We start from the raw sequence: 26,425 nt of genomic DNA on the forward strand, positions 1-26,425 counted from the left end.
TATAGTTATGCAAATCACGATCGACCTACCGCCAGATTTGGAACAAGACCTGATCCGTCAAGCGGCGCAATCTGATGTTCCACTTCAAACCTTAATTCTGCAAGCCCTGCGTCGGATCATTCAAACGCCATCTGTTTCCACTTCTCAATGGTCGGAGGCTATCTTGTCCTATGAAGGAATCCCTGATTTCCCTGCACTTGACTCTTACCGCAACGAACTCCTTCCGCCCAGTGAACCGGAGCTATTCTGATGCGATATCTACTCGATACTTGCGTCATCAGCGATTTCATCAAGGGTGAAACTGGCACTAAAGCTAGACTCAAGCAAACTCCACCTGTTGATATTGCCGTTTCTGTAATTACGGTCATGGAGTTGCGCTATGGCTTGGTACTCAATCCGCAACGTGCCCAGAAAGTCGAGCCGACGATCGCCAGTTTTCTATCTTCTGTCACAATTCTCCCCTTCAGATCTGTAGAAGCTGAACAAGCGGCTCAGATTCGTGCTGCTCTTAAATCTCAAGGACAGCCGATTGGTGCTTACGATGTCTTGATTGCGGCTACTGCACTTCAACATAGCTTGCTCATGATCACGGCAAACCAACGAGAGTTTGATCGAGTTCTTGGTCTACAGACTGAGAATTGGCGACAGCCTTAGAAGATTGGGTGATTCAAACCCCAGATCAACAACAGCACTACACCAAAAAGTACGCTCAAGGCAACGGGTTAACTGCGTTCGGTGAGTACGATCGTCAGTTAACTTCTTTTTTGTGTTGGGGCGGCACGAAGAATCGATCGATTAGCAGCAAGCAATAGTCAGGGTTCGTACTGATAATGAGGGTAGCTCTGCAAGGGTTGCCTATTCGAGTGAGGTTACAATCAAAGCTGTACCTGCATCTGTTAAACCCTCGTGAGCCAAATTCTGACTTTAGAATTAAGTGAACAGGCGACCATACACAGATTACGGTGTCGCTTAAGAACCACCCACCACCGCAATCAGACGACGTTCTCGATCGGCAACAAATTCTAAACACGCTCTAATGTCTTCCTCTGTCAACTCTGGAAAGTCATCTAAAATTTCTGCATGAGACATTCCTGCCGCCAGCCAGCCCAACACGTCATACACAGTAATTCGCATTCGCCTAATACAAGGCTTCCCACCCCGTTTTCCCGGTTCGATCGTAATAATATTTCGATAGCTCATAGCAATAAGATATTTACTTCTTCGCGGTTTTGAATCGTTCTTTTGCCGCCTCAAACGATTCTCGCATCACTGACTGAATTCGCTTTGGATCGGGCGTATTTCCGCCCAACAAATCTCCAAAATAAACACACGCCGTTTCCCCTAATGCCCAGGTGTAAGTCGTTGCCCAAGATGCCGCAATCACACTGCCAAAACCAGGAATAAATTTGATTAACTCACGCCCGATCGCTTGAGCCACAAATCCCCCGGCGATCGCGCTCACCAATCCCCCCGCCTGAGACGGACTGAGGACTTGTCCATAAATTTGTCCCAACAGTCCCACCATTGAGGCTTGTAGCGCCGTGAGAACGGGCATCGTCGCCAAAGGTAACGGCACCGCAGCCAAAGCACCCGCCATAACTGAGAAGGGCAAAATGTAGCGTCGCCCCGCTTCTCGGTAAAGATTGCTAATTTGTTTTCCGGCTTCTCGATCGCTCAATAACTGCGATATCGTCCGGGCTTCTGCTTCGGGCAGCAAGTCTGCTAGCGAATCAGCCAGCGCTTCTAAGCCGTAAAACATTGGCGTAAATTCATCTTCTTCTAGCGTGAAGTCGATGAGGACAGCGCGATCGAACAATCCCTCAAATCCACGCTGCAATTCTGCAAATGCTCGATTCACGTCTTCATAGTCAGGCGGATAGTTAGGGTGATTCATCACATCCGCAGGGTAAAGCTCGTGCAGACACGTTACCGCCAATAGACAAGGCACTTCAGGATGCTGCTGTCGGATCTGACTCGCAATTTGTCTTAGAGTATCGGTGGCAAAGTCATTAATTTTCACCGTCAAAATTAAGATTTTCGCCCGTGTTTCCCCTCGTCCTTTTGCTGCCTTGCCTTCAATCTCTTCAACTAACTCCTGAATCACCTCGTTAGTTTCCTGGGTTCCGTCTCCCAGACCTACGGTGTCTGTAAAAACCAACAGTGGCAAATCATCAGTCGGATAGCTATAACGTTGTGTGTATTGAGTGTGAGGTCGAAACCCTTGCCCAATGATTTCAGTCGAAACGCCTGTTAAACCGCGCACGATCGAACTCTTACCCGCTTGGGGTTTGCCAATCAAAAGCGCTTCGGTCGTCGGCAACTCTGCCCTGATTTTTTTGAGAATCTCAGCAATCTCAGCTTCGTCAACGCTAAACCATCCGGTAACCGTCTGTGCAACCTGCTGCACTGGGATTGCCTGACTCAAAGTTGAGGGGACATTCCCCAAAAAGTCCCGCGCTTTGTCAAACCAATTTTGAGCAATTTCCGACTGAGGAGACTCATCAGCCTTTTGAAGCGTGCTAGAAGATTGATTTTTGTCTTCGGGTTGCTCAGTCATGATCGTCTAGAAGTTCCGCAAAAAGCGACTTCTCAAACTTATCGCATCTTGCTCTCTGTTGATAGACAAGGGAACCGAACCCATTGAACGAGTTTTCCGCTCACGATCGACGCTTTCTAAGCCTCTTCGCGAGGTTCGCCACCCGGAGACGACCGATAGAGCGCGTCTAGCTGCTCACGAGCGTCTTCTACGGTCATTGAGCGCATGACTAAAAGCGGCTCGTTGATCAGCTTGCCGTTGTCGTCTAGCAACTCAGGGTGAGGCACCCGTGTGCGAGAAGACATGGGGCGAGAGGGATCATAGCTTCTCGGCGCATAGTGTCGCTGCGAGTCAGCCCCTAGCGTCAACAGGTTGCGAATCAGATTTCCGATCGCCAAAAAAGCGAGCAGGGTGAAAGCCAAAATGTAAATCAAATGCAATATCATAGCGCCTCTCTACTGAACCACGCCGACTTAAATGGGTAAAAATCAAAGCTGCATTGACGTTGAGGCAACCCTGTCTTCTCAAATATTTTTGCGGCAAACCTCATCGTCAGTCCTAAAGTTTTATGCAAACCCTTTAAAAATTAATCTTTATATCTAATCATCGCTCATAGTCTCTCAGATTTCTCGTTCTTGTCACATCTCTTTTTAGACGGACTTGTCTGAGCGCAGTCGCATTCTCACCTGCCAGCATTCTGTGACTAATTGATGCCAGGTCATGAGCATAGAAGTCTCAACACCCACCTGTCCGCCAGTCAATTTTAGGAGGGTTTGTGTGGTGCTAACTTCTTTCTGAGCTTGGGTTACCCGCATGAGAATGTCTGCTTGCTGCTCGTCTTTGAGAAAGGGAATCGTTTCAGATTCAAAAAGGGTGCGCGATCGCCCAAACCAATATTGAAAGTCTTCTAACAAAGGCTCTAAAACAGTCTTTAATAAATCTGACTCTGGCAAATTAGAGTTAAACATAGGTCAAAAACATCTTGGAAATTGTCAGGATTCTCTAAAACTGTTTACATTTCGCAATGTTTTCTCATCTTACTCGGAAATTGTCTCTCTGCAACATTCATCGCGATCGGATCGGTAAGATGGATAGAGTTATCATCCAGCACGACTCATGCCTGCCGAACAATCTTCTAATCAGCCCGAAAAAATCTATTTGCCTCGCACCAGCGAATCCGATGCGTTAAAAAAAATTCGCCATACGGCTTCTCACGTCATGGCAATGGCGGTGCAGAAATTGTTTCCGAAGGCGCAAGTGACGATCGGGCCCTGGATCGAAAATGGCTTTTACTACGATTTTGATAGCCCTGAGCCGTTTACCGAAAAAGACTTGAAGGCAATCAAAAAGGAGATGATCAAGATCATCAACCGCAAATTGCCTGTGACTCGCGAAGAAGTCAGTCGCGAAGAAGCCGAACGCCGGATTAGAGCAGCCAACGAACCCTACAAACTAGAAATTTTAGAAGGCTTGCAGGAGCCGATCACGATCTACCATGTGAGCGATCAGTGGTGGGACTTGTGTGCGGGGCCGCATTTGGAAAACACTGCTGAATTGAAGGCAGACGCGATCGACCTTGAAAGCGTCGCTGGGTCCTATTGGCGCGGAGACGAAACTAAAGCCCAGCTTCAACGGATATACGGCACTGCCTGGGAAACGCCTGAACAGTTGACAGAATATAAGCGCCGCAAAGAAGAGGCTCTCAAGCGCGACCACCGCAAACTGGGTAAAGAACTCGGACTGTTTATCTTCTCGGATCTCGTCGGGCCCGGTTTGCCGATGTGGACTCCGAAAGGAACGGTGCTGCGATCGACCCTCGAAGATTTCCTGAAACAAGAACAAACTAAGCGCGGCTATCTGCCTGTCGTTACGCCCCACATTGCCAGAGTTGATCTGTTTAAAACCTCTGGGCACTGGCAGAAATATCAAGAAGATATGTTCCCGCTGATGGCAGACGATGACGAATCTCGCGCCGCAGAACAAGGTTTTGTGATGAAGCCGATGAACTGCCCGTTTCACATTCAGATTTATAAGAGTGAGTTGCGATCGTATCGAGAACTCCCGATGCGACTGGCGGAGTTTGGCACAGTTTATCGCTACGAGCAATCGGGTGAATTGGGTGGCTTGACCAGAGTGCGCGGCTTCACGGTGGATGATTCTCACCTATTTGTCACGCCCGAACAGCTCGATTCAGAGTTTCTCAACGTGGTGGACTTGATTCTGTCAGTTTTCAAGAGTCTGCAACTCAAGAACTTTAAGGCGAGGTTGAGCTTCCGCGATCCAACATCTGATAAATACATTGGCTCTGATGAAGCTTGGGAAAAAGCACAAGGTGCGATTCGTCGGGCGGTCGAGACGCTAGGAATGAACTACTTTGAGGGCATCGGTGAAGCGGCGTTTTACGGACCCAAACTAGACTTTATTTTTAGCGATGCGCTCGATCGAGAGTGGCAACTCGGCACTGTCCAGGTTGATTACAACCTACCCGAACGGTTTGATCTGGAATATGTCGCTGAAGACGGCACTCGCAAACGTCCCGTGATGATTCACCGTGCGCCGTTTGGTTCGTTAGAGCGTCTAATCGGCATTCTGATCGAAGAATATGCGGGAGATTTCCCCTTGTGGTTAGCTCCGATTCAAGCTCGGTTGCTGCCTGTAAGCGAAGAGTTTATGCCCTTCGCCCAGCAAGCTGTTGATCAGATGAAAGCTCTTGGCATTCGGGCTGAGGTTGATTTGAGTGGCGATCGTTTGGGCAAAATGATCCGCAATGCTGAGAAAGAAAAAATCCCTGTCATGGCGGTGGTTGGTGCCAAAGAGGTCGAAGCCAATGCCTTGAGCATTCGGACTCGTGCGTCAGGTGAGTTGGGTTCGTTGCCCGTCTCTGAAGTGCTAGAACGGGTGAAGGGCGCGATCGCAAACTACACCGATTTCTAGCCTAAGATTTCTAGCCTAAATTAATACCGATTTGATTGACGCAACAGATCCGCATGAGAACACAGATTGGGTAGGGGCATGGCACTGCCGTACCCTCTCACGATCGTTATCCAATCAGATTCATTTCACAATTCAAGGCGATCGAAGTCAACCTATTGTGTTGTTTTTGCACGGATTTTTGGGCAGTTGTGACGACTTTGACGCGATCGTGCCGCTACTTTTAGATCAGTTCTGCTGCTTGAGCATAGACTTGCCAGGTCACGGCAAAACTCAGGTTAATGAAGAAGATTACACGATGCCAAACACGGCAAAATTAATCGTCAATCTTCTCGATCGTCTGAATATTTCTCAATGCCATTTAATTGGTTATTCAATGGGCGGCCGATTGGCGTTGTACTTAGCGTTGCAGTTTCCCGATCGTTTTCTAAAAGCAGTGTTGGAGTCTGCATCTCCCGGACTGAAAACTGAATCGGAGCGCTTGGCACGAAAACAACACGATGCAAAGCTTGCCGATCGCTTAGAATCCGATTTTTCAGCGTTTTTAGCTGATTGGTATGAGCAGCCGTTATTTCGATCGTTTCAGCAGCATCCAAAGTTTGAGCAAATTGTCCAGCAACGCTTGCAAAATCGACCATCAGAGCTTGCAAAATCGCTGCGTCATCTAGGCACAGGTGAACAGCCGAGCTTGTGGAATCGGCTAAAGATTCATCGAAATCCGCTATTGCTGTTGGTGGGAGAACGCGATCGTAAGTTCATCACAATCAATCAAGAGATGGTGAATGATTGTAAAGTCGCTCAACTCAAAGTTATTCCCAATACGGGGCACAATATTCACGTTGAAGATCCTCAAATTTTTGCCAATTGCGTTCGCAACTTCTTGCAGGATTTTGGTGAAATGTCCCGATTGGCGATCGCCCTTAGCGAATAGCTATCAATCTAGGCACTAATGTATTAAAACTACTAGGTACTAAGAAAGCCAGCACTAGACGCGATACGATATAGTACAATTGCACTATATTCAAAGTCGGCAAGCTTTATGCATAAAACCGGGGAACTCCAAGTAAAAAGTACAGTTCTCTGGAGAAGACTACCGCGATGCTGGTTGAGTTAGCCTAGCCGTCCATCTATAACCCCTAAACGCTGGAAGCCAAAATCATGCAGTTGAAACCCTTCGCCCGTGCTGCGATGCGCTATCCCCTTACCAGAGTTCTTCTCGCGACTAGCATTTCACTGGCTGTAATTTTGCCCACTTGGGCCCGTCCGGCAATGCTGACCGCGAATCTTGCCACTAGCCAGATCAACGTGCGGCTTAACCCTTCCACGCAGTCAGGCATTGCCTATTCTGGCTATGCGGGCGATCGGGTAGACATTCTCAAACAAACCCAAGCCTCTGATGGCTACACCTGGTATTATGTAACGTTTGATCATTTTGGTGCTAAGGGTTGGGTGAGAGGCGATTTAGTCAGTCCGATCGCCAGCGCTCCGTCGCCAAGTGTGAAAAGCCCAGCCGTCTTAAAGCAACCTTCACCTGCGATCGCGGTTATTCCTGAAACTCGCCCTGTCCGACCTTCGAGTGGAGAGTTCACGTCAAAACAGATCAATTATTTTCTAGAAATTGCACTAGGGGCTGAGTTTTCTCAGTCGGGCAGCGCCTCTAAGATTCGCAAATGGCAAGGAGACGTGAGAATTCAATATCTTGGGTCGCCCACGACTGAAGATTTGAAGACGCTGAATTCTGTGATTAGCGAAGTCAATGAGTTGACCAATGGTGGAATTCACTTGCAATTGGTCGAACAGCCTTGCTGCACCGGAGGTGTTCGCAACCCCAATATCACGATTCATTTTGCACCCGAATCGCAATTTAGTCAGCTAGAACCAAACTATCAACCCGGCAATTATGGATATTTTTGGACGCGGTGGGACGCAAACAACCGAATTTATAACGCTAACGTTTTAATTACAACTACAAAAGTCACTCAAAAAGAGCGATCGCACCTGATTCGAGAAGAACTCACCCAATCATTGGGTCTGATGCAAGACTCATTCAAATATGCCGAAAGCGTGTTTTATCAGCCGTGGACAGATGTCACGCAATATTCGGAGATTGACCGATCGCTAATCCGAATGCTTTATGATCCCAAAATCTCTTCAGGCATGACTCAAGCTCAGGTAATGAATGTGCTAAACACGCGTCAAGCTCAACAGAGATAGTTTGCCTCTGAATAAGGGGAGCAGACACTCCCCTTTCGCCTTTCTAACTAAGCTTAATCCTCAGCAAAAATGTACTTATACAACTCGCTTGGATCGGGTTCAGGACTGTCTAGCGCAAACTCAACCGCCTCATCAATCTCAGCCTGAATTTCTTTCTCAATATCCTTTAGCGTTTGTTGGTCTGCCAGATTTTGCTCTAGCAAGTAAGCCGCAAACTTCTTGATCGGATCACGAGCCAACCACGCCTCTTTTTCGTCTTTCGATCGCAGCTCATCGGGGTCTGCCAACGAGTGACCTCTAAAGCGATAAGTCAAACACTCAATCAGTGTCGGGCCTTCTCCCGCACGGGCACGCGCTACGGCTTCTTGAGCGATCGCTCTCACTGCCAGCACATCCATGCCGTCCACCTCATATCCTGGTAGCCCAAACACACTGGCTTTTTTATAGATTTCTTGCTGAGAGGTGGCACGTTCATGAGCCATGCCGATCGCCCATTTATTATTCTCGACGACAAAGAGAATCGGCAGTTTCCAGAGTGCCGCCATATTCAAGCACTCAAAGAATTGACCGTTGTTAGTAGTGCCATCGCCAAAGAATGCAGCCGTCACTTGATCAAAGCTTTCATCGCCCAAGGCTTCACGACGATATTTTGACTGAAACGCCGCACCCAACGCGACGGGAATGCCTTCCCCAATAAAAGCAAAACCACCTAGTAATTTATGTTCTGCTGAAAACAAGTGCATCGAGCCGCCGCGCCCTTTGCTGCAACCCGTCGCTTTGCCAAACAACTCTGCCATCACGTTGCGGGCAGGAACGCCAGCACTGAGCGCATGAACGTGATCGCGGTAGGTGCTGCAAACATAGTCTTGACCGGGGCGCATTGCTTGAATCACCCCGGTCGAAACGGCTTCTTGCCCGTTATAGAGGTGAACGAAGCCAAACATTTTGCCTCGATAATACATCTCAGCGCACTTGTCTTCAAAAAAGCGCCCTAAGATCATATCTCTATAAAGGATCAGCCCTTCTGATTGGGTGACTTGGGCAGAAGTTGATTGAATTGTCGGAAACGTTCTTTCCTGTACCATGCGCTTTTAGATTCCTTGCTGCAATACCCAAACTGGACAATGATCCGAACCTGATAATTTATGATCGCGAAGCAAACGTTCTTCGGCATTAGTGCAAGACAGACTCTCTACTCAAGCGCTCTTCATCAAATGCTAAAAATCACTTCACGATCGAGCGCATCACAGAGTTCAGCAATAATAATTTAGTTTAAAATACCGTTCTGATGGGTCACAGATCAAATTATAAAGGGTCAAACCTGATCACAGAGGCTTACAAAACTCAAGAATCTACTTTTTCACTAAGCTGATAGTGCTTCTACGAGGGTTGAGAAACGATTGTTGCCAAGAATACTTAATCTCTGAGTTTTTCTTGAGTAGGCTGCCGACTTTGCATCTACGGGGTATGATGACATTCAACTGATTATTGTCCGGGTTCTCGTCACTTAATTATTGCTCACTGCTGGGGAAGTCAACCGTGCGTATTTCGCTCGATTATTATCGGATTCTGGGTCTACCCATCCAGGCTACTGCCGACCAGCTAAAGCAGGCGCATCGCGATCGCGCCCTGCAACTCCCTCGCCGTGAGTATTCTGAAGCGGCGATCGCGGCGCGTCGTCAGTTGCTTGATGAAGCCTATTCAGTGCTGTCAAAACCAGAGCAACGTCAAAACTATGATGCCAGCTTTCTAGCCAGCCCTTATGAGGTCGATCACAGTCAGCCAGACCTGGCGCAGACTGATGAGATCGCCCACCCGGATGCTCGATCGCCCAGCATTGAGATTCAAGACAAACAATTGATCGGGGCGCTACTGGTCTTGCAAGAGCTAGGCGAATATGAACTAGTTCTAAGATTAGGTCGCCCTTATCTCAGTAGCGGCAACGCCAACTTAAAAGATGGACGCTTTGGCGACCCCAGAATTGTTTTATCTGATATTGTCTTGACGGTGGCGCTGTCTTGTCTTGAGCTAGGTCGCGAACAGTGGCAGCAAGCACAATATGAAAACGCGGCTGAAGCATTAGAAACGGGACAAGAGCTTTTGCTGAGAGAAGGATTATTTTCTAGTGTTCGGGGTGAGATTCAGTCAGACCTCTACAAGCTGCGCCCCTATCGAATTTTAGAACTCCTCGCATTGCCTGATCAAGACTCGATCGAGCGCCGCAACGGTTTGCGGCTGCTGCGAGATATGCTGCGCGAGCGAGGCGGCATCGACGGCACAGAAAATGACCAGTCTGGGTTAAGCATTGATGACTTTTTGCGATTCATTCAACAGTTGCGCGGCTATCTAACTGCCGAAGAACAGCAGACCTTATTTGAAGAAGAAGCGCGTCGCCCGTCGGCGGTTGCCACCTATCTTGCAGTTTACGCACTGATGGCACGAGGCTTTGCAGAGCAGCAACCCGCGCTGATTCGTCGAGCAAAACTGATGCTGATGCGCTTGGGCAGTCGGCAAGATGTGCATTTAGAACAGTCAGTCTGTGCGCTGCTATTAGGGCAAACCGAAGAAGCGAGTCGAGCGTTAGACCTCAGTCAAGAATATGAACCTCTTGTGTTTATTCGGGAGAATTCTCAAGGGGCACCCGATTTATTGCCAGGGCTGTGTCTCTATGCCGAACGTTGGCTTCAAGATGAAGTTTTCCCGCACTTCCGTGACCTGTCAAAACAGCACGTCTCCCTCAAAGACTACTTTGCCAACGTGCAAGTTCAAGAATATCTCGAAGAGTTGCCCGCCGAATCTGAGTCAGCCGAGTGGACGGCTCAACAGCAATGGAATCGACGCGGAGCCGTTTCTCAAACGATCGCGGCTCAACCTGCTGAAATCGCAACTTCTAGCGGGCGACCCATTCGCTCTGCTCAAGTTCACGAGATGGACGTGGATCGGTCTCGCAATGCCACTGCTACTCTGTCAGCCGCCTCTGGCATTGCAACCCTGCCCAACGCCGAGCAGATTGCCAATCTCTCACCCGAAGGGGGCTTAAATTCTTCTGATCAACGCCCTCGATCGAGCGGCGATCGCCAACGCGGAAATCTCGACAACGGCTATCGCGTCCCTGACGCAGACGATCTGCCGCCGCGTCGCGGTGAGGGTCAGCCTGCAAAAACCAAGCGTCGTAAAGGGCTTCCTCTCCCTCTGCTCTTGTTCGGGATCTTTGCGGTTGGGGCACTGGGCTTTTTGTTGTTTCGATCGGTGAAGTTTCTCACCTCTAAATCTACTGACGATCAGCTATTGGTGCAGCTTGACCAACCTGTGATCCCGATTCCGACTCAGACAGCCGCATCACCGCTCTCTGGCGAAATGAATCAAGCGACGGCGCAACGAGTTTTAGAGTTTTGGTTAGACGCAAAGAAAGACGCAATGGGGCAAACTCACACCGTTGAGAAACTGACTCAAGTTTTAGCCGAACCCAAACTCGCTGAGTGGCGCAAAAATGCTGAAGAAGCAAAGCGAGAAAACTGGTACAAACAATATGAACACACTGTAAAAGTGGATACAGTTGAGGTTAGCCCAACGAATCCTGGTCAAGCCACTGCTAACGCGACGATCGCTGAAGTGACTAAATACTATGAAGGTGAACAACTCGCAGACACCAAAACCGACAACCTGCAAGTGCGCTATTCGCTAGTGCTGCAAGATAATCAGTGGCGTATTAAAGATTGGCAAGTTCTATAAGGTTAGCGTTAACCATTTCATTACATTTTTTGTGGTGGAATGATTAAAGAAAATTTAGAATCTAAAAGGAACGCTTCTGGGGGCATCTGTGGGGAATTCCCATTATTAATTTGGCATGGTCGAAACTCTGCTCCACGCCTATACGCCTCTGATCTTCTGGACGGGGCTAGGGATTCTATCTTTTCGATTTGTGCCTCAAACGCTTCCCCACTTACTGGGCCGCAGCTTATATTGGGTCGGCGTTCCCTGGCAAATCTTTGCTCTAGCACGGCAAACTGACTTCTCTCATCAAGCGGGACTGGCTCCTGCCGTAACGCTGGCAACTCTGGGAACTGGCTTAATTTTGGCTTGGTCAGCGCTGCAAGCATTAAGTTTTTGGCTGAAGCAAGACGGCTTTCAAGAGCATGAGAATCAGGGAAAACAGTTACGATCGTGGCTTCCCCCGCTCGATCGCCCTCAGCAAGGCACTTTTGTGATTGCTAGTATGCTCGGCAACACTGGCTTTGTGGGCTTGGGGATCATTCCAGCCTTGCTGAATGCAGGCGATATGAGTTGGGCGATTTTTTTTAGCGTCACTCAAAATCTCGTCGGCACTTATGGCATTGGGGTCTTAATCGCCAGTTATTATGGGCGGTCAGCTCAACCCAATCATTGGTGGCTACTGCTCCGTGATGTGCTGCTGGTGCCTTCACTTTGGGCCTTTACGATCGGCTATCTTACTCAGTCTATTCCCTTCCCCGATCTGGCAGAATTAGCCATCGACTCGTCACTTTTGTTTGTGATCCCCGCATCCTTTTTGTTAATGGGAATGCGATTAAGTCAGCTTCAAGGCTGGAGGAGTCTGAGAACTGCCCTGATTCCGGTAACGCTCAAAATCATGGTTTTGCCAAGTTTAGTCGCATTGGGAACCACCCTTTTAGGACTCTCTGGTGATTCTCGTTTATCACTCGTTTTAATGGCAGGAATGCCTAGCGCCTTTGCAAGCCTGATCTTGTCAGAAGAATATAATCTCGATCGAGATCTTGCCTCCAGCAGCATTGCTTTAAGCACGATCGGGCTTTTGCTAGTGATCCCGCTCTGGTTATCTCTCTTTGGAGGGTAGCAACCTCTAAAAACAAAGAAAATGTATCGATCCATACTGGCGATCCGATTAATGTTACGATTTGGGTGGAAAGAATTTGCATCCAGCACCCATATGCCAACCGCGTTAACGGCAGAATCTAAAAACGCTCAACCCAATATGAAATTGGGTAGGCTGCTCATTGTTGAAGATGAAGACTTGATTCGTGACACGATCGCGCTGACCCTGAGTGAAGAAGGCTATGAAGTGCTGACAGCGGCAGATGGTCGCAGCGCTTTAGAACTGATTCAAAATGCAACTGGCAAAAGCAATCACTCATCGTCAAGGTTCCCCAACCCGCCAGATTCCACCAAGCTCGATCTGATTATTTTAGATCTGATGCTTCCTTATATTAATGGCCTCGATCTCTGTCGCTTGGTGCGCCGAGAAGGTAATAGCATTCCCATTCTCATGCTCAGTGCTAAAGGGACGGAAACCGATCGTGTGGTCGGACTAGAAGTCGGTGCCGATGACTATTTGACCAAACCCTTTGGGATGCGCGAACTCGTGGCCCGGTGTCGGGCACTGCTGCGACGGCATCAGCAGTTTCAAACCTCTGGTCAAGCGCCCACCTTAAAGTTTCAAGACATCACCGTCTTTTCTCAAGAGTGCCGCGTCACCGTACGTGGAGAAGAAGTTAACTTCTCACCCAAAGAATTTAAGCTGCTAGAGCTATTCATCAGCCATACAAAGCGCGTTTGGTCACGCGATCAGCTACTCGAAAAAATTTGGGGGCCCGACTTTATCGGTGATAGCAAAACGGTCGATGTCCATATTCGATGGCTGCGGGAGAAACTAGAAGTTGACCCCAGCAACCCCGAATATTTAGTCACCGTGAGGGGATTTGGCTACCGCTTCGGCTAGAATGCGCGAAAATTGAAAGGTCGAAATTAGAGATTGCGATCGTCACACATTTCCAGTTTCCGATCTTCTATTTTTCATTCTTTTTTGCCTGTGAAACTTCTATGGTTTCTAGCGGGGATTGCCATTGGGCTGGTGCCGCTCATCTGCTATCGAGTCCGACTAAGTTTGCAACTCAAGCAGATTACTCAAAGTCTAGACGTAGCCGATCGGGGAACCCTGTTTTCTATCTCGTCTCAGTTAATGATGGCGATCGCCAATTATCGGCAAGCTAACCAAGACCTAGAGCGTCAGTCAGAAACCTGGAAACAGATTGTCAACTGCGCTCCGGTTGGCTATTTGCAGGTAGACGAAGAAAACCAGTTGACATTGTGTAACTCGCAAGCCTGCCAGCTATTGAGCATTCCCAACTGCAACCCGCTTCAGCCGCGATTGCTTCTAGAGTTGGTGCGTTCTTATGAGCTAGATCTGTTGATCGAGCAAGCGAGAGAATCTGAAACGCCTTGTCAACGGGAGTGGATGTTCTACCCAACATCGGTCGATGCGGCTAACTTATCCGATCAGCGCACAACTCCGCTTCGGGGCTATGCCTTTCTTTTGGCAGATGACAACGTGGGGGTGTTTTTAGAAAACCGCCAAGAAGCTTTGACTTTGGCGCAGCAGCGCGATCGCTGGGCATCGGATGTCGCTCACGAGCTAAAAACCCCGCTCACCTCCATTCGACTCGTAGCGGAAACGCTGCAATCGCGGTTAGAGCCACCCACTCGCAACTGGGTCGATCGCCTCCTTGCGGAAGCCATTCGATTAAGCACATTGGTTCAAGAATTACTAGATCTCAGCCAACTAGAGGTCAACCCAGTTCAACGGCTCAACGTGAAGCCGATCGATCTAGTCAAGCTGATCCACGCTGCCTGGTTAAGTCTAGAGCCGCTTGCAAGTGAAAAGGAGTTAACCCTTAGCTATGAAGGCCCTCAACACCTGCTCATTGAGGCTGATGAAGCTCGATTGCACCGAGTGTTACTCAACTTATTTGATAATGGGATCAAGTACAGTCCTCTTAAAACATTAATTCGAGTCCGGGTGGGTCTTCAAAATCATTTATCCTCCAAATCAGGCAGAACTTCTCAGCACATTCAGATTGATATCATTGATGCAGGGCAGGGGTTTCCAGAGACAGCGTTGCCTCATGTTTTTGAGCGGTTTTACCGGGCTGACCCTTCTCGATCGCGCCACCCTGATCCCCAGCGAGATCTCGCCAGTGCGAAGCCGATTCAGTTAAGCAGTGGCAGTGGGTTGGGGCTGGCGATCGCGCGGCAAATTGTCGAAGCTCATCAAGGCTCAGTTAGCGCAAGTAACGATCCCAAAACTGGAGGAGCCTGGTTACAGATTCAATTACCCTATTCTGAAGTTGAGGATTTCAGCAAAAGAGCTTAATTCTGTAGGAGATTGTGCTGAGGACGTGATTGTGTAATAAATGTATACATCAGTACACGCTAGTATTTATACAGAAGTACACTCAGTAAAAACTGTTGAGTTCCGCAAATTCAAAGATCTATCGGGCGCATCTGCCATGCATGAACGAGTGCAAAAAATTCTTTCTCAGTGGGGGATCGCTTCTCGCCGTCAAGCTGAACAAATGATTCTAGAGGGGCGCGTGCGTCTTAACGGCGAAGTGGCGCATCTGGGGCAAAAAACAAATCCAGCCCTTGACGAAGTAGCAGTAGACGGTAGAATTGTGAAGCCGATCGCGCGCCCTCAATTGCTCTACTTGTTACTTAACAAACCTAGGGGCATTGTTTCTACGTGTGATGACCCTCAAAACCGTCCAACGGTCTTAGACTTGCTTCCTGAAAAAATTCGTCAAGGTCAAGGGCTTCACCCCGTCGGTCGCTTAGATGTAGAATCGACAGGAGCACTACTCTTAACAAACGACGGTGATTTGACATACTATCTCACTCACCCTCGTCACCATGTTCCCAAAACCTATCAGGTTTGGGTTGAAGGAGTGGCTTCAGAGCAGATGCTACAGCAGTGGCGGCAAGGAGTCTTGTTAGACGGTCGGCAGACACTACCCGCTCAGGTCAGAGTGATAAACTGTGCTAGAGCCAAAACACTCTTAGAAGTCATTCTCAACGAAGGGAGAAATCGACAAATTCGTAGAGTGGCAGACCAATTGGGGCACCCCGTCCTTGAGCTTCATCGCACTGCGATCGACTCTATTCAGCTCAATCCCCCCGGCAGACCTTTCTTGCCCAGTGGCACCTATCGCCCCTTAGAGAGTTTTGAGATCCAATCTTTAAAAGACCGAATTGACCTAACATCTATCAGGTCATCAGCAGAAATCCAAGAGCATAGCGGATGAATAAGCAAACCCTCCAAACCAATCGAGACCAGGCAGAACGGCTAACAGAGATGGGATTGCAGTTGTGTGAATTGCGGCAGCAGCAAGAGATCTCTTTAGAACAAATTGCCAGTAAAACTCGAATTCAGCCGCGTCTGTTAGAGGCGATCGAGCAGGGCAGAATAGACAGCTTGCCTGAGTCTGTCTACATTCAAAGTTTTATTCGACAATATGCTGACGCGATCGGCTTAGATGGAGTCGAATTTGCAAGTACGTTTCCGACCTCTTATAAGCTTCCTGATTACCGTCCGTCTTGGCGGAGCTTGCCAGGGGCGCAACTGCGTCCGGTGCATCTCTATCTGATCTACATGCTATTGATCATTTCGGCGGTTAATGGGCTGTCTTACTTCCTCAATCGCTCAATGCGTCAGCCCGAACTGGCGAATGCAGAAATGAAGATGCAGCCGACGACTCCAACTCCGATCGGGCCGATAAACCCATTGCAAAACGTAGCAAAGGTGCCCCTCGCCCAGAAGCAGCCTGGGGCCCAAAAAGCGGTACGAGTTGGCATGATGCTAACCGCTCAGTCTTGGGTGCGAGTGGTGACTGATGGCAAAACTGAGTTTGAAGGCGTTCTTCCAGAAGGAACTCAACGCGCCTGGGCTGCCAATCAGCAAGTCGTTGTCCGGGCTGGCAATGCTGGGGGTGTCATGGTGTCATTTAACGATGGGCAGTCTAAGAAGCTCGGAGAGCCGGGCGCGATCGAAGAAATGGCGTTTCCCCCCGATCCTCGCTTTGCAACACTGCCTGACGCGGTGCGTGAAATGAGCGCCCCTTCTCCACGGGAAGCGATCCGCTAAGTTGCCATCGGTTCAACAAGCGGAACAGTGCAGTCTGGCGTATCATTCCATGGGCTATTGACGCTTGAATTGACTGGGTAGGCAGTCATGAGATTGCTATCATAAGGGCACAGAAGGGCTTGTAGCGATTCCAAAGGCTGAGATGGATCAAGCCAGCGATCGTAACTGTCTGCATGCAGGATGACGGGCATGCGATCGTGCACCTGAGCCACTGTCTGATTTGCCTCTGTAGTCAAAATTGTGCAGGTTTCTAGCCTGTCATCTTCTGAGTCGTGCCAGCGCTCCCACAAACCCGCAAAAGCAAAAGGGCTACTGTCCTCTAATCGAAAATAGAACGGCTGCTTCTTGCCCGACTGCTTGCGCCACTCATAAAAGCCATCCGCCAAAATCAGGCAGCGACGTTGTTTAAAGGCAGACCGAAACGAAGGCTTTTCGGTCACGGTTTCTGATCGGGCGTTAATCAATTTTGCCCCGATCGCCGGATCTTTTGACCACGACGGAATCAACCCCCAGCGCAGCGGTTTAAACTGACGATTACCGCTCTCAGCCGCCACGATCGCCGGGATCGTCTGCGTGGGGGCAATATTATAGCGAGGCTGCCAATCAGGAATCTCAACCAATTGAAAAGCTTCAGCGATCACGTCACCGATTAGACTTTGACTAAATCTTCCACACATCGCGAAAATCACCTTTAACAAAAAGCGGGCAGTGGACAACCCTAATTACCCACTGCCCGATCAAATAAAAGATTTGACGCTGATTTCAAGCTATTTGAAATTGAGCTTTTGAGTATCTTTGTGGTGTTTCACCTGAGAAACCACGTTATAAGCGTGTTCTCCTGGCTCTTGACTTCCATCAACCGCGCCCTCAGTCGAACCGCCGATCGCCTTCCACTCAGCCAATCCACCTTTTAGTTCGGCAACCGCCCGAAAGCCTGCCTCGCGCAGCAGCGCAGCCGCCTGTGATGTCTCTTGCTCGTTTGCGCCGTAGATATAAATGTCTCGTCCAGACTCCAGACTATTCTTTGCCAGGGCGACTAACTCATTGAGCGGAAAATCCATCGCGCCCATGATGTGACTATCGTTAAACAGTTCACGAGGACGAACATCCAAAATTGTAAGTGCAGGTTCGCCCCACTCTAAGCGAGATTTGAGGTCATGCACCGAAGATTGGGTCTTTAAGTCAGGAGGGGTTGGCGTGACATTAGGCAGCGCCTCTTTAGCGTTTTTAATAAGATCGTCGATCGCCATAATCATTCTCAACTTTTTTAGTAAATTTCCACTGAAACTGTAGTGAAAAGTGGAGGGTAAACTAATCCTTCTCAAGTCAGAGGCAGCGATCGTCTTTAGGCATAAAAAAGGGGCACGACATGCCGTGCCCCTACCAAGCCATCACTGAAAACCTGCATATCGCCAGGGTGTTGGGTCAACCGACAGCCCTTGTACATATAAGCCCCAATGCAAGTGAGGCCCAGTTGCCGCCCCCGTGCCACCTAGCGCACCGATCGTTTGCCCTGCCTTGACGACATCGCCCTCTTTAACATTGATGCGGCTGAGATGCAGAAAAATGCTCGATACTCCCTGCCCGTGATCAATGCCAATGCAGTTCCCGTGAATCTTAAAGCCCTCTGATTCACGACCCACTAAGGCAACCCGTCCAGCCGCCGGGGCGATAATGGCAGACCCATAGTTTCCGGCATAATCAACCCCTCGATGATAATAATCTTTGGCAAACTCACCGTTATAGTAGCGACGTACGCCGTAGCCCGTAGTGATCTCGCCCGCGTTTGGGCGCAGTAGCTTTCCTTGCCAAAGTTTTTGAGGGCTGACAATCTGCTTAAAAGCATCCACACGATCGAACTCTAAATCCGTGCCGTTGTCGCCTTTACCAGGAGGAAGCCAAATGCGTTGAGTGGGGAACGATCGTCGCTTTAAATTCACCGTCAGTTCTTGCACGTCTTGCCCATCGTTGATCCGAATCGGCAGTTTGCCAGGACGATCGAGCGGCGTGGTTGGCAAAAGCGCCCGAAACCGACGATTTCCCTGATCAAACGTCGAATAGGTTTTAGCCCCCATGGTCACCGTCGGGTTGCTGTTTGACTGCACCACGATCGAGAGGGTATCGCCTAATTGAGGAGCCACGGGCGCGATCGTGGCTTGCAAGGCGAGAGAGGGGTAAGCCAGCGTGATTAGAGCGATCGCGACAAAGGCTGCCAGCCCTAATTGGAGGAGCCGCGATCGCTTAACCCAGAAATCACCCATTAGCCAGGTTGCTGAAACAAAGCGATTTTGCTTTGGCAATCGTGCGCCGAAACCCGTGTGAGGAACGGTCATCGTGAATGGAACTCCTTTGCGATTTTGGATTTTGGATGGACGGTTAGAATCGTGAATTAAATTAAATCCCGAATTTGCGTAGGGACATGGCACTGCCGTGTCCACTGCCTGCCGTGCCCATTTAGAGAGCCAAGTGTGAATTTCGGTTCAACAATTCTAGAGGCGTTTGATCACCAAAAAACCGAAACCTCCATAAATCCAAGATCCAAGATCTTCATCAGGCTGTTTTGCCAACCACACCTTCTACTAGCCAGCTCATTGCCTCTAGTTCGCCAGCTTTCTGAGCATATTCCTTTCCAGATGGCAGCAGCACTTTGCCTGTGTTGTCTTTCAGTTCGCCTTTGTAGATCGTTAAAGAGCTATCCATAAGTTTAGCTTTTGCGGCTTCTGCGTCTTTTTTAGCAGGGTCGCCCACCGCAGGGCCGTAAGCAGACAGCTTGACAAACCCGTCTTTTAGACCTCCTCGTAGAAGATGAGGAATTCCGCCATTCATCAAGGTTTTGCCCTCTTGAATCATTTTGGCGTAGTTGGTGTAAACGCTTGTCCAATCCCATTCAGCCCCAGTTAAATAGCCTTTGGGCGCAAGCGAAATCTGATCTGCATGGTAGCCACCCGTATAAATGCCGCGCCGTTCTGCCGTTTCGATCACGACTTTGGGGCTGTCTACGTGGCAGGTGATCACATCAATGCCTTGATCGACCATGCTGTTAGTGGCTTCGGCTTCTTTAACTGGAACTGACCAATCGCCCGTAAAAACCACTTGCGTCGTGATCGCGGGTTTGACGCTGCGTGCGCCTAGCGTGAAGCTGTTGATATTTCGCAGAACTTGCGGAATCGGTTTCGCCGCCACAAACCCTAGTTTGCCTGTCTTGCTCGTATGGGCGGCAACAATTCCCGAAATGTATTGCATCTCGTCGATGTAGCCATAATAGCTGCCAACGTTTTTGGGGTGTTTGCCTTCAACATACATGCCGCCGCAGTGGAAGAACTGCACCTCTGGGTATTCAGCCGCTAGTTTGAGTATATGGGGATCGAAATAACCAAACGAGGTGGGAAATAAGACATTTGCTTTGTCTTGCTCGATCATGTTCCGCATGACTTCCTGCACCTCAGTGGTTTCAGGAACGCTCGCCTGGTCGATCGTTTTGACTCCTGCCACTTTTGCGAGTCCTTCCTTTCCTTGAAAGTGGGCTTGGTTATAGCCAAAATCGTCTTTGGGCCCGACATAGATGAAGCCCATCACCAACTCTTTTGCCGATATAGGAGAGGCACCTGGTGAAGCTTCACCACTGCTAGCCGTTGGTGTAGAAGGGGTGCAGCCCGTCCAAAGTCGTGAGGTTGCGCCAAATGCACCTGCCGCTAATAAACCTCGGATCACTTGACGACGAGATAGAGATGAAAAAGGTTGATGACTCAAAGTTTCCTCCTAGTGGTTCTTAAACGGACAATTTATGGCTCAAAAGTCTCTGATTACAAAAAACGATTGAAGCATCCCTCTTTAGGGTGATTTTGTATCGTGGATCACGATTAGAGATAGTGCTTTATAGGTAATTGCTCTCTCGATATAAAAAATGTCAGCAATAGACGGTCGATCGCCCCATTCACCCCCTAGACTATCCGTAGTTTCAAGTCTTAAACTCCTTATGACAACTTATGACTGGATTGTGGTCGGGGCCGGGATCACAGGTGCCGCGCTTGCTTACGAGCTGGCAAAACAAGGATTTTCAACCCTGTTATTAGAACAACACCATCCCTTAACAGGAGCCACCCGCTACAGCTATGGCGGCATCGCTTATTGGTCAGGAACTACCGCTCTGACTCGTCAACTTTGCGCTGAAGGAATTGAGCGGCATCGAATTCTTTCAGCTGAGTTAGAAGCAGACACCCAGTTTCGAGAACTAGATTTGCTGCTGACCGTTGCCGCACACAGCGATCCGCAAGCTCTGGTACAGCAATATGCCAGCTTTGCGATTCCGCCTCGTTTGCTAAGTGTTAGAGAAGCTTGCGAGTTAGAACCATTGTTGAACCCAACAGCGATCGCAGGAGCGCTAACCGTTCGTCATGGCCACATTGAGGTCGAACTGACGACTCAGGCTTATAGTCAAGCCATGCAGCGAGTCGGGGGAGAACTCAAAATCGCTCAAGTGACTGGGTTTGTGAAAGAAGGTGCCAGTCGGATTACAGGAGTGACCACGACGATCGGCCCCTTACATGCCGCTAACATTGCGATTTGCACGGGAGGAATTACCCGCCAACTGCTTCAAGAATCTGGGATTCAGGTCAAGCAATACTTCACCCATGCCGAAATTATCGAAACACCTCCCACCGATTTGAGGTTAAGCACGTTGGTAATGCCAGCCGAAGCAGAACGATTTCAGCTCGAAGCCGACGCAACTCAACCTGAAGTCGAAGACCTTTGGAATGAACCTGGACACGAACCTGTGCCCTCGATTTTGGATGCGGGAGCCGTCCAGTTTTTAGACGGCAGAATTCGGATCGGACAAACGAGCCGAACGCTAACTGATCCCAAAGCGACGATCGATGCCACTCAAAGCGAAGCCGATCTACGAACTAAAATCAGTGCCATTTTACCTAAAGTCGGCAATTTGCCCGGAACTTGGCACCATTGCACCATTGCCTTTAGCCGCGATCGTCTCCCGCTCGTGGGTGCAATTCCCTCAATCGAAGGTATTCACCTCTTTTCAGGATTTAGCAACCCCCTCGCGATCGTGCCCGCGATCGCTCGACGATTTGCCGCCAGTCTGACTGGAGAGAACGACGAAATCATCAAGCAATTGTCGCCGGGTCGATTCACTTTCTAGAAACTAAACTGAGTCCGCAAGCTACCCACAAAAACGGTAGGGTTGCTGTTAAAGTTATTGGCGTTAAAAATCGCGTAGAACGTGGGCACCACTGCAACGTGTTGATTGAGCGGATAGAAGTAAGAGGCTTCTAGCTCATATTGCGTGCCACCATCGCCACCGCCAGAAGCAAAATAAGTGCGCCCCTTAGTGATATCCATCGGCATCAAGAAAGTGAGAGTGCCCAAAGCGCCTTTCTTGCCCAAGTCAGGAAAGCCAACGCCGACTTGGAAAGATTGAGTTCTAACTTTTTGATCGATCGGGTTGAGTCTGGCAGTTGCAAAACTATAGCGCCCAAACACACCAAGACCAGGGGTTAGCATCCAGTCAAAGTTTACGCCAAACATATCGGCGATCGCATATCTCAGCCCCCCACCCACAACTCCATTTGAGAAACCAGGGCCCGCATCCAGATAACCGTAAGGAATTGGTTCTCCGATCGCCCCTCCGACCTGCCCACCATAGGCTTGAATGCGAGAGTGATTATATTGCAGACGCAGATTAATGTTGCTGGTAGGCGAGAAGATCAGTTCTGCTGAGGCTGTGTTGGTGCCGCCAAATAGACCAAATTTTGGGTTGCTCGATGTGTTGAAGCCAAACTCCGACGGCAAGAATTCTGTGTTTTCACCTAGATAGCCTAAAGTCAGACGAAACTGTTTGCTGAGAGTGACCTCAACCACTGCCCCTGACCCACGATCGATGGAATTAGACTGAGTGCTATTAGCGGTGTCGAAACTGGCACCTGAGTTAAAGACAAAGTTAAAGCGGTTGGCATCAAAGTGACGATACCAGTTGATGCGAGGGCCGATCGTCACCTTCACCGCATCGTTGAGCGGAAAGCTGTAGAACAGATCGTGAATCACAAAGTCAGCGCGACCGTTCACCGTGCCGCCTGTTTGGTCAAGGAAGGGAACGCCCGATGCATTATAAAAGCCAGCCGACGCATATTGGTTATAGGGAGAAACGCCATTTCCAGCCGCTAACTGTGTCACCAACTGGTCTTTTCCACTAAAAGAAGTTGAGAGAGTCAGCCAGGTCAAAAAGCTCATTGTAATGTTGGGGTCTTGAGCCGTCAGCGTAGTGGGTCTCCTAGTAATCGGGGCGCGGGTTGCAAAGAACCGTCCCAAAGCATCCCCTTCGCTGCCAGCAGGGCCTTCAAACCGCACTCCTTTTCCGGCAGTTGCGCCTGTAACGTTGATCCAAACGTTGCCAAATAGCTTGGTGGTCGTCGAAAACTGCTGCTTTTCGAGAGTGGTGGTTCGTGCTTCGAGGGCATCGACTCGACCGCGCAAGGTGGCTAATTCAGCCGCGAATTCTTCTTGCAGCTTTTGCAGCGTTACCAGATCTTCTTTTTTGACGAGATCTGCGGTTGCGGCGGCGATTAGCTCGTTGACGCGATCGAGACAGGCGTTCAACCCTGCCGCAAACTCAAAGCGAGTGAGGGCACGGTTGCCCCGATAGGTCTTGTCGGGATAGCCCACGATGCAGCCATAGCGCTCGACGAGAGATTGCAGGGCTTGAAACGCCCAGTCTGTGGGTTTAACGTCGGTCAATTGTGACACCGAAGTGACTTGTTCTAATGACGAATCAGCTTCGGCTTCGGGTTTATCAAATGCCGCCACATCTTGCACTGCATCCAGACTGAGGCGGCTGTCCTGACTGGTGACTTGCTGGACGATCGAGCCTGCTGGCTGAGTGATCACGGAGCCTGCCGCCGTTGAAACGGTTGGAGAAAGTGCAGCAGTGGCAGGTTGCAGGGCTACGATTGGCTCTACCAATTTCTGAAGGGTCGCTGATTCTGATCGAGCAACTTGAGAATGGGTACTATACAAAACTGTCCACACGATCGGAGACAGCAACAGGGACTTGCAGATTGTTAACTTGCTAACCATCAAACCTCACACCTATATCCAAAGACATACTGAAGTGTGAGTTTATCGGACATAGAGCGTTATTTATGTAGCAGCCAGTACAACTTGTATTCCAAGAGACATAGATCTGTAAAGCTGACGTGATGAACGGTCAAGCCTTTGCTTCTAAGCTTTCCAAACGGCTTTTTAGCTCCTGATTGTCTTTTTTGAGCTGATCAAATTCCTCACGCAGTTGCTTGACTGCCTGATCAGAACCCGCTTTTTTCTGCACCGTCTGAATCGACTCTTCCGCAATGCGACGCACCCGCCCATCAGGGGTTTGATCGGCGAGTGATTGCAAAATGCCGATCGCTTTAGTGGTCTCCATTTGCCCTAGCGCGACGGCAACTGACACCTGAGTCAAAAAGAAAGTCTCTCTCGACAACTCCTGCAATCGCTCTAAAATTCGCTCTAAGTTGACGTTAGTTTGACCGCTAGAGATTGCTCCGAGCGAACGAATTGCCGTCAGACGGAGCGGTTGCGGAACGCCGATCGTCGTATATTCCAACACTAAATCTAAAGCTGCTTCAGAGGTTTTGAGGTGGCTGAGGGCAACGATCGCGCCTGACCTCACCACTTCATTCCAGCCTTGCCGCTCGTTGAGTACGCTTTTAAGAAGTTTCAAAACTTTTTCTTCTTTAGGAGCGTCGCCTAGCCCAGAGGCTGCAACTTTCCCCAAACTTCGGAGGGCTGCTGCTTCGACATAATAGCTGGCATCTCCTTTTTCAATCACGGATTCGAGCGCTTTGTAGCTCTCAGGCGTTTTGACTTGCGCTAAAGACTCTGCGGTGGCTCGACGGACTCGCGCTTCTGGGTCTTTGAGTCCCAACAGCACGGCTTCGACGGCTTGGTCGAGTTTGACGCTGGCTAGATTTCGGCTAAGCTCTGCCCGGACTCCCCAAAAACTATCTTTCTGCAACGCTTCAGACAAGATTTTTATGGCTTCTAACCCGCCTTTTTTGGCGATCGCTTCCACGGCATAAAGGCGAGAAATTGGATCGGGATCATGCTGAAGCTGCGCCTTAAGTTCTGGCATTGAATACTCCAGCACCACAGTTTTGAGATGGTGATTTCCCACGTCAAAACTGACAAAATCTGGCTTTTGTTCGAGCGGAAAGTAGAAGCTTTGTTCGCGATCGTGAATGCGAACCGTGAAGGTTTTGACAGCATCGCCAAAGCCAAAGCCGATCGGAATCTTGAGATCAAACAATTCTTTGAGATTGCTGTCACTAACCTGAGTTTGCGTGACCGTCACTTTGGCGAGATTGCTGTCTCCATCCCATGTGTAAGCGACTTTGTAATCAGGATGCCCGCCCCGATAAACATACTGATCGAACAGAAACATGAGATTGCGTCCGGTAGCTTTCTCGATCGCTCTCAGCAGATCTACGGTTTCGACGGTTTTGTGAGCATTGTCAGCGAGAAAAGTGGCGATCGACTTCCAGAACAAATCGTCTCCCAACTCAGCCCGAATCATGTGATAAACACAGGCTCCTTTTTCGTAAATGTGCCGATCGTAAAGCTCGATCGCTTCTCGATAAACGTGCGTCACGAGAGGGCGACGATAGCGAGAAGCATCTTCGTCTAAATAGCTGCGGGCTTCTCCCAGCAGATAATAGGCTGCGTCGTCTGTGCCGTATTCTTGCTCAACCCACAGCACTTCTGCATAAGATGCCATGCCTTCTTTAACCCAGGCGTGTGACCAGTGCTTAATCACTACCAAGTCGCCAAACCATTGATGAGCCAACTCGTGAGCGACTAGCGTTTCGGTGCTGCGGTTGTCGATCGCGGCTCGTTCATCGAGCAAACAGCGATCGGTCAGAAGCGTGGTTGAGGTGTTTTCCATGCCGCCGAAGATAAAATCATCGACGCAGACCTGGGCATATTTGGGATATGGATAGGAATAGCCGTATTTCTGACTAAAAAACTCAATCATTTGGGGCGTTTTGCCCATGCTGAGACGGGCCTGCGCTTCGCGCCCTTTTGCAACGTAGTAAGTGACAGGCTTACCTTGCCACTCGTCCTTCAATTCGGCAAAGTCTCCAACTGCCAGCGTCATCAAATAAGTGGGGTGAACTTGCTTTTGCAACCAGTGATAAGTTTTGCTATCGTTTTGAGTCGTGGTGCCGATCAGTTCACCGTTTGAAATCGCCATCAGTTGTTTAGGCACATTCACCCGAATCTCAGAGGTGGCAAGCTGCCCCGGATAGTCAAAGCAGGGAAACCAGAAGCGAGAATCTTCGTCTTCGCCTTGAGTCCAAACTTGCGTCGGTTTATCGGGATAGTGCTGATCAGGAGCGACGAAATAGAGTCCTCGTTGGGGCTTTTCGACGTGGTAAGCGATCGCCAGTTCAATCACTTCTCCTATTTTTGTTGGTTGCTTGAGGCGAATATGTAGCTGTTCGCCATCATATTCAAAAGGCTGCTCAACTTCTGCAACTTTGACCGACTGAATGTTAAGGCTAACTGCATCTAGCGTCAGACGATCGATGCCATCACGAATCGGGTTTAGCCGCGTTAGACATACACCTCGATAGCTTTGATTAGGAATGTCAAGCACCAGATCTAGAAAAATATGCTCAACTTGACCCGGACGATCGGGCGTGTAATGCGGTCGTGCTCCGGGTAATTCAAACGATTTGTGACCGTTGTTATCAGCGTCAAGATGAGAATGCAGCATGGCTTGTCGTGGCTTTATGAAAACACTTTTTGAGAAAAAACTTTGA

Annotated in this window: 24 protein-coding genes; 13 read left to right on the forward strand and 11 right to left on the reverse strand. The window is 49.3% G+C overall.

Features of this window, described 5'->3' with window-relative positions:
• Positions 1-7 precede the first annotated feature (7 nt).
• Genes BRW63_RS17305 through BRW63_RS28365 form a run of 3 tightly spaced genes read left to right on the forward strand, consistent with a single transcriptional unit; the run spans position 8 to position 812 of the window.
• Positions 8-250: a hypothetical protein gene (locus BRW63_RS17305; protein ID WP_073073337.1), complete on the forward strand. Its 243-nt coding sequence runs from the start codon at positions 8-10 to the stop codon at positions 248-250.
• Complete coding sequence (locus tag BRW63_RS17310; RefSeq protein WP_073073339.1) at positions 250-654, forward strand: type II toxin-antitoxin system VapC family toxin; 405 nt, start codon at positions 250-252, stop codon at positions 652-654. Before BRW63_RS17305 ends, BRW63_RS17310 begins: the two co-directional genes overlap by 1 nt.
• Positions 639-812 (forward strand): hypothetical protein, encoded by a 174-nt coding sequence (locus BRW63_RS28365; RefSeq protein ID WP_181314415.1) that lies wholly within the window; start codon positions 639-641, stop codon positions 810-812. The genes BRW63_RS17310 and BRW63_RS28365 overlap by 16 nt, the downstream gene beginning before the upstream one ends.
• Positions 813-969: 157 nt before the next feature.
• Here the strand turns inward: BRW63_RS28365 and BRW63_RS17315 are convergent, their stop codons facing one another.
• From BRW63_RS17315 to BRW63_RS17330, 4 genes are all read right to left on the reverse strand, one after another.
• The gene (locus tag BRW63_RS17315; RefSeq protein WP_073073340.1) at positions 970-1,200 is read right to left on the reverse strand and encodes a DUF433 domain-containing protein; all 231 of its coding nucleotides are present in this window, start codon (positions 1,198-1,200) and stop codon (positions 970-972) included.
• Between the two features lie 13 nt (positions 1,201-1,213).
• On the reverse strand, positions 1,214-2,557 hold the full coding sequence (locus BRW63_RS17320) for a YcjF family protein (protein ID WP_073073342.1): 1,344 nt from the start codon (positions 2,555-2,557) through the stop codon (positions 1,214-1,216).
• A 116-nt stretch (positions 2,558-2,673) separates the two neighbouring features.
• A complete protein-coding gene (locus BRW63_RS17325; protein WP_219898611.1) occupies positions 2,674-2,982 on the reverse strand; it encodes a DUF2973 domain-containing protein in 309 nt (102 codons plus the stop codon).
• Positions 2,983-3,186: 204 nt separating this feature from the next.
• Positions 3,187-3,504, reverse strand: coding sequence for a DUF2605 domain-containing protein (locus BRW63_RS17330; protein ID WP_073073343.1), 318 nt, complete (start codon positions 3,502-3,504; stop codon positions 3,187-3,189).
• Positions 3,505-3,652: 148 nt separating this feature from the next.
• Here BRW63_RS17330 and thrS point away from each other — a divergent pair, with 148 nt between their 5' ends.
• From thrS to BRW63_RS17345, 3 genes are all read left to right on the forward strand, one after another.
• Positions 3,653-5,470 (forward strand): threonine--tRNA ligase, encoded by a 1,818-nt coding sequence (gene thrS / locus BRW63_RS17335; RefSeq protein ID WP_073073345.1) that lies wholly within the window; start codon positions 3,653-3,655, stop codon positions 5,468-5,470.
• A gap of 31 nt (positions 5,471-5,501) precedes the next feature.
• On the forward strand, positions 5,502-6,398 hold the full coding sequence (gene menH, locus BRW63_RS17340; RefSeq protein WP_223257413.1) for a 2-succinyl-6-hydroxy-2,4-cyclohexadiene-1-carboxylate synthase: 897 nt from the start codon (positions 5,502-5,504) through the stop codon (positions 6,396-6,398).
• A gap of 227 nt (positions 6,399-6,625) precedes the next feature.
• The gene (locus tag BRW63_RS17345) at positions 6,626-7,681 is read left to right on the forward strand and encodes a DUF2927 domain-containing protein (RefSeq protein ID WP_073073347.1); all 1,056 of its coding nucleotides are present in this window, start codon (positions 6,626-6,628) and stop codon (positions 7,679-7,681) included.
• A gap of 53 nt (positions 7,682-7,734) precedes the next feature.
• Here the strand turns inward: BRW63_RS17345 and pdhA are convergent, their stop codons facing one another.
• A complete protein-coding gene (gene pdhA / locus BRW63_RS17350; RefSeq protein WP_073073349.1) occupies positions 7,735-8,766 on the reverse strand; it encodes a pyruvate dehydrogenase (acetyl-transferring) E1 component subunit alpha in 1,032 nt (343 codons plus the stop codon).
• A gap of 454 nt (positions 8,767-9,220) precedes the next feature.
• On the opposite strand from pdhA, the gene BRW63_RS17355 reads away from it, so the two are divergent.
• The 6 genes from BRW63_RS17355 to BRW63_RS17380 all read left to right on the forward strand — a co-directional run bounded on the left by BRW63_RS17355 (position 9,221) and on the right by BRW63_RS17380 (position 16,595).
• Positions 9,221-11,413: an IMS domain-containing protein gene (locus BRW63_RS17355; RefSeq protein ID WP_073073350.1), complete on the forward strand. Its 2,193-nt coding sequence runs from the start codon at positions 9,221-9,223 to the stop codon at positions 11,411-11,413.
• Between the two features lie 115 nt (positions 11,414-11,528).
• A complete protein-coding gene (locus tag BRW63_RS17360; RefSeq protein ID WP_073073352.1) occupies positions 11,529-12,515 on the forward strand; it encodes an AEC family transporter in 987 nt (328 codons plus the stop codon).
• A 93-nt stretch (positions 12,516-12,608) separates the two neighbouring features.
• Positions 12,609-13,397 (forward strand): response regulator transcription factor, encoded by a 789-nt coding sequence (locus BRW63_RS17365; RefSeq protein WP_073073385.1) that lies wholly within the window; start codon positions 12,609-12,611, stop codon positions 13,395-13,397.
• Between the two features lie 90 nt (positions 13,398-13,487).
• Complete coding sequence (locus BRW63_RS17370; protein WP_073073386.1) at positions 13,488-14,828, forward strand: PAS domain-containing sensor histidine kinase; 1,341 nt, start codon at positions 13,488-13,490, stop codon at positions 14,826-14,828.
• 40 nt (positions 14,829-14,868) lie between these two features.
• Positions 14,869-15,756 (forward strand): pseudouridine synthase, encoded by an 888-nt coding sequence (locus BRW63_RS17375; protein WP_317615827.1) that lies wholly within the window; start codon positions 14,869-14,871, stop codon positions 15,754-15,756.
• Complete coding sequence (locus BRW63_RS17380) at positions 15,753-16,595, forward strand: helix-turn-helix domain-containing protein (RefSeq protein WP_073073388.1); 843 nt, start codon at positions 15,753-15,755, stop codon at positions 16,593-16,595. Before BRW63_RS17375 ends, BRW63_RS17380 begins: the two co-directional genes overlap by 4 nt.
• Here BRW63_RS17380 and BRW63_RS17385 read toward each other — a convergent pair.
• From BRW63_RS17385 to BRW63_RS17400, 4 genes are all read right to left on the reverse strand, one after another.
• A complete protein-coding gene (locus BRW63_RS17385) occupies positions 16,592-17,272 on the reverse strand; it encodes an SOS response-associated peptidase (protein ID WP_073073389.1) in 681 nt (226 codons plus the stop codon). The genes BRW63_RS17380 and BRW63_RS17385 overlap by 4 nt on opposite strands.
• Before the next feature lie 90 nt (positions 17,273-17,362).
• Positions 17,363-17,845 (reverse strand): rhodanese-like domain-containing protein, encoded by a 483-nt coding sequence (locus BRW63_RS17390; RefSeq protein WP_073073390.1) that lies wholly within the window; start codon positions 17,843-17,845, stop codon positions 17,363-17,365.
• A gap of 141 nt (positions 17,846-17,986) precedes the next feature.
• Positions 17,987-18,928, reverse strand: coding sequence for a M23 family metallopeptidase (locus BRW63_RS17395; RefSeq protein ID WP_223257414.1), 942 nt, complete (start codon positions 18,926-18,928; stop codon positions 17,987-17,989).
• A 217-nt stretch (positions 18,929-19,145) separates the two neighbouring features.
• The gene (locus BRW63_RS17400; RefSeq protein ID WP_073073391.1) at positions 19,146-20,345 is read right to left on the reverse strand and encodes a BMP family ABC transporter substrate-binding protein; all 1,200 of its coding nucleotides are present in this window, start codon (positions 20,343-20,345) and stop codon (positions 19,146-19,148) included.
• A gap of 226 nt (positions 20,346-20,571) precedes the next feature.
• Here BRW63_RS17400 and BRW63_RS17405 point away from each other — a divergent pair, with 226 nt between their 5' ends.
• Positions 20,572-21,750, forward strand: a complete 1,179-nt coding sequence (locus BRW63_RS17405; RefSeq protein ID WP_073073392.1) for an NAD(P)/FAD-dependent oxidoreductase — start codon at positions 20,572-20,574, stop codon at positions 21,748-21,750.
• Here the strand turns inward: BRW63_RS17405 and BRW63_RS17410 are convergent.
• Together BRW63_RS17410 and BRW63_RS17415 are read right to left on the reverse strand one after the other, a co-directional pair.
• Positions 21,747-23,681 carry an iron uptake porin gene (locus tag BRW63_RS17410; RefSeq protein WP_083583026.1) on the reverse strand — a complete coding sequence of 645 codons (1,935 nt, stop codon included), beginning with the start codon at positions 23,679-23,681 and terminating at the stop codon, positions 21,747-21,749. The two genes, BRW63_RS17405 and BRW63_RS17410, sit on opposite strands and share 4 nt — an antisense overlap.
• 130 nt (positions 23,682-23,811) lie before the next feature.
• On the reverse strand, positions 23,812-26,379 hold the full coding sequence (locus BRW63_RS17415) for a M1 family metallopeptidase (RefSeq protein ID WP_073073393.1): 2,568 nt from the start codon (positions 26,377-26,379) through the stop codon (positions 23,812-23,814).
• Between the last annotated feature and the right edge of the window lie 46 nt (positions 26,380-26,425).

It is taken from the genome of Phormidesmis priestleyi ULC007 (genome assembly GCF_001895925.1).
Lineage (GTDB): Bacteria > Cyanobacteriota > Cyanobacteriia > Leptolyngbyales > Leptolyngbyaceae > Phormidesmis_A > Phormidesmis_A priestleyi_A.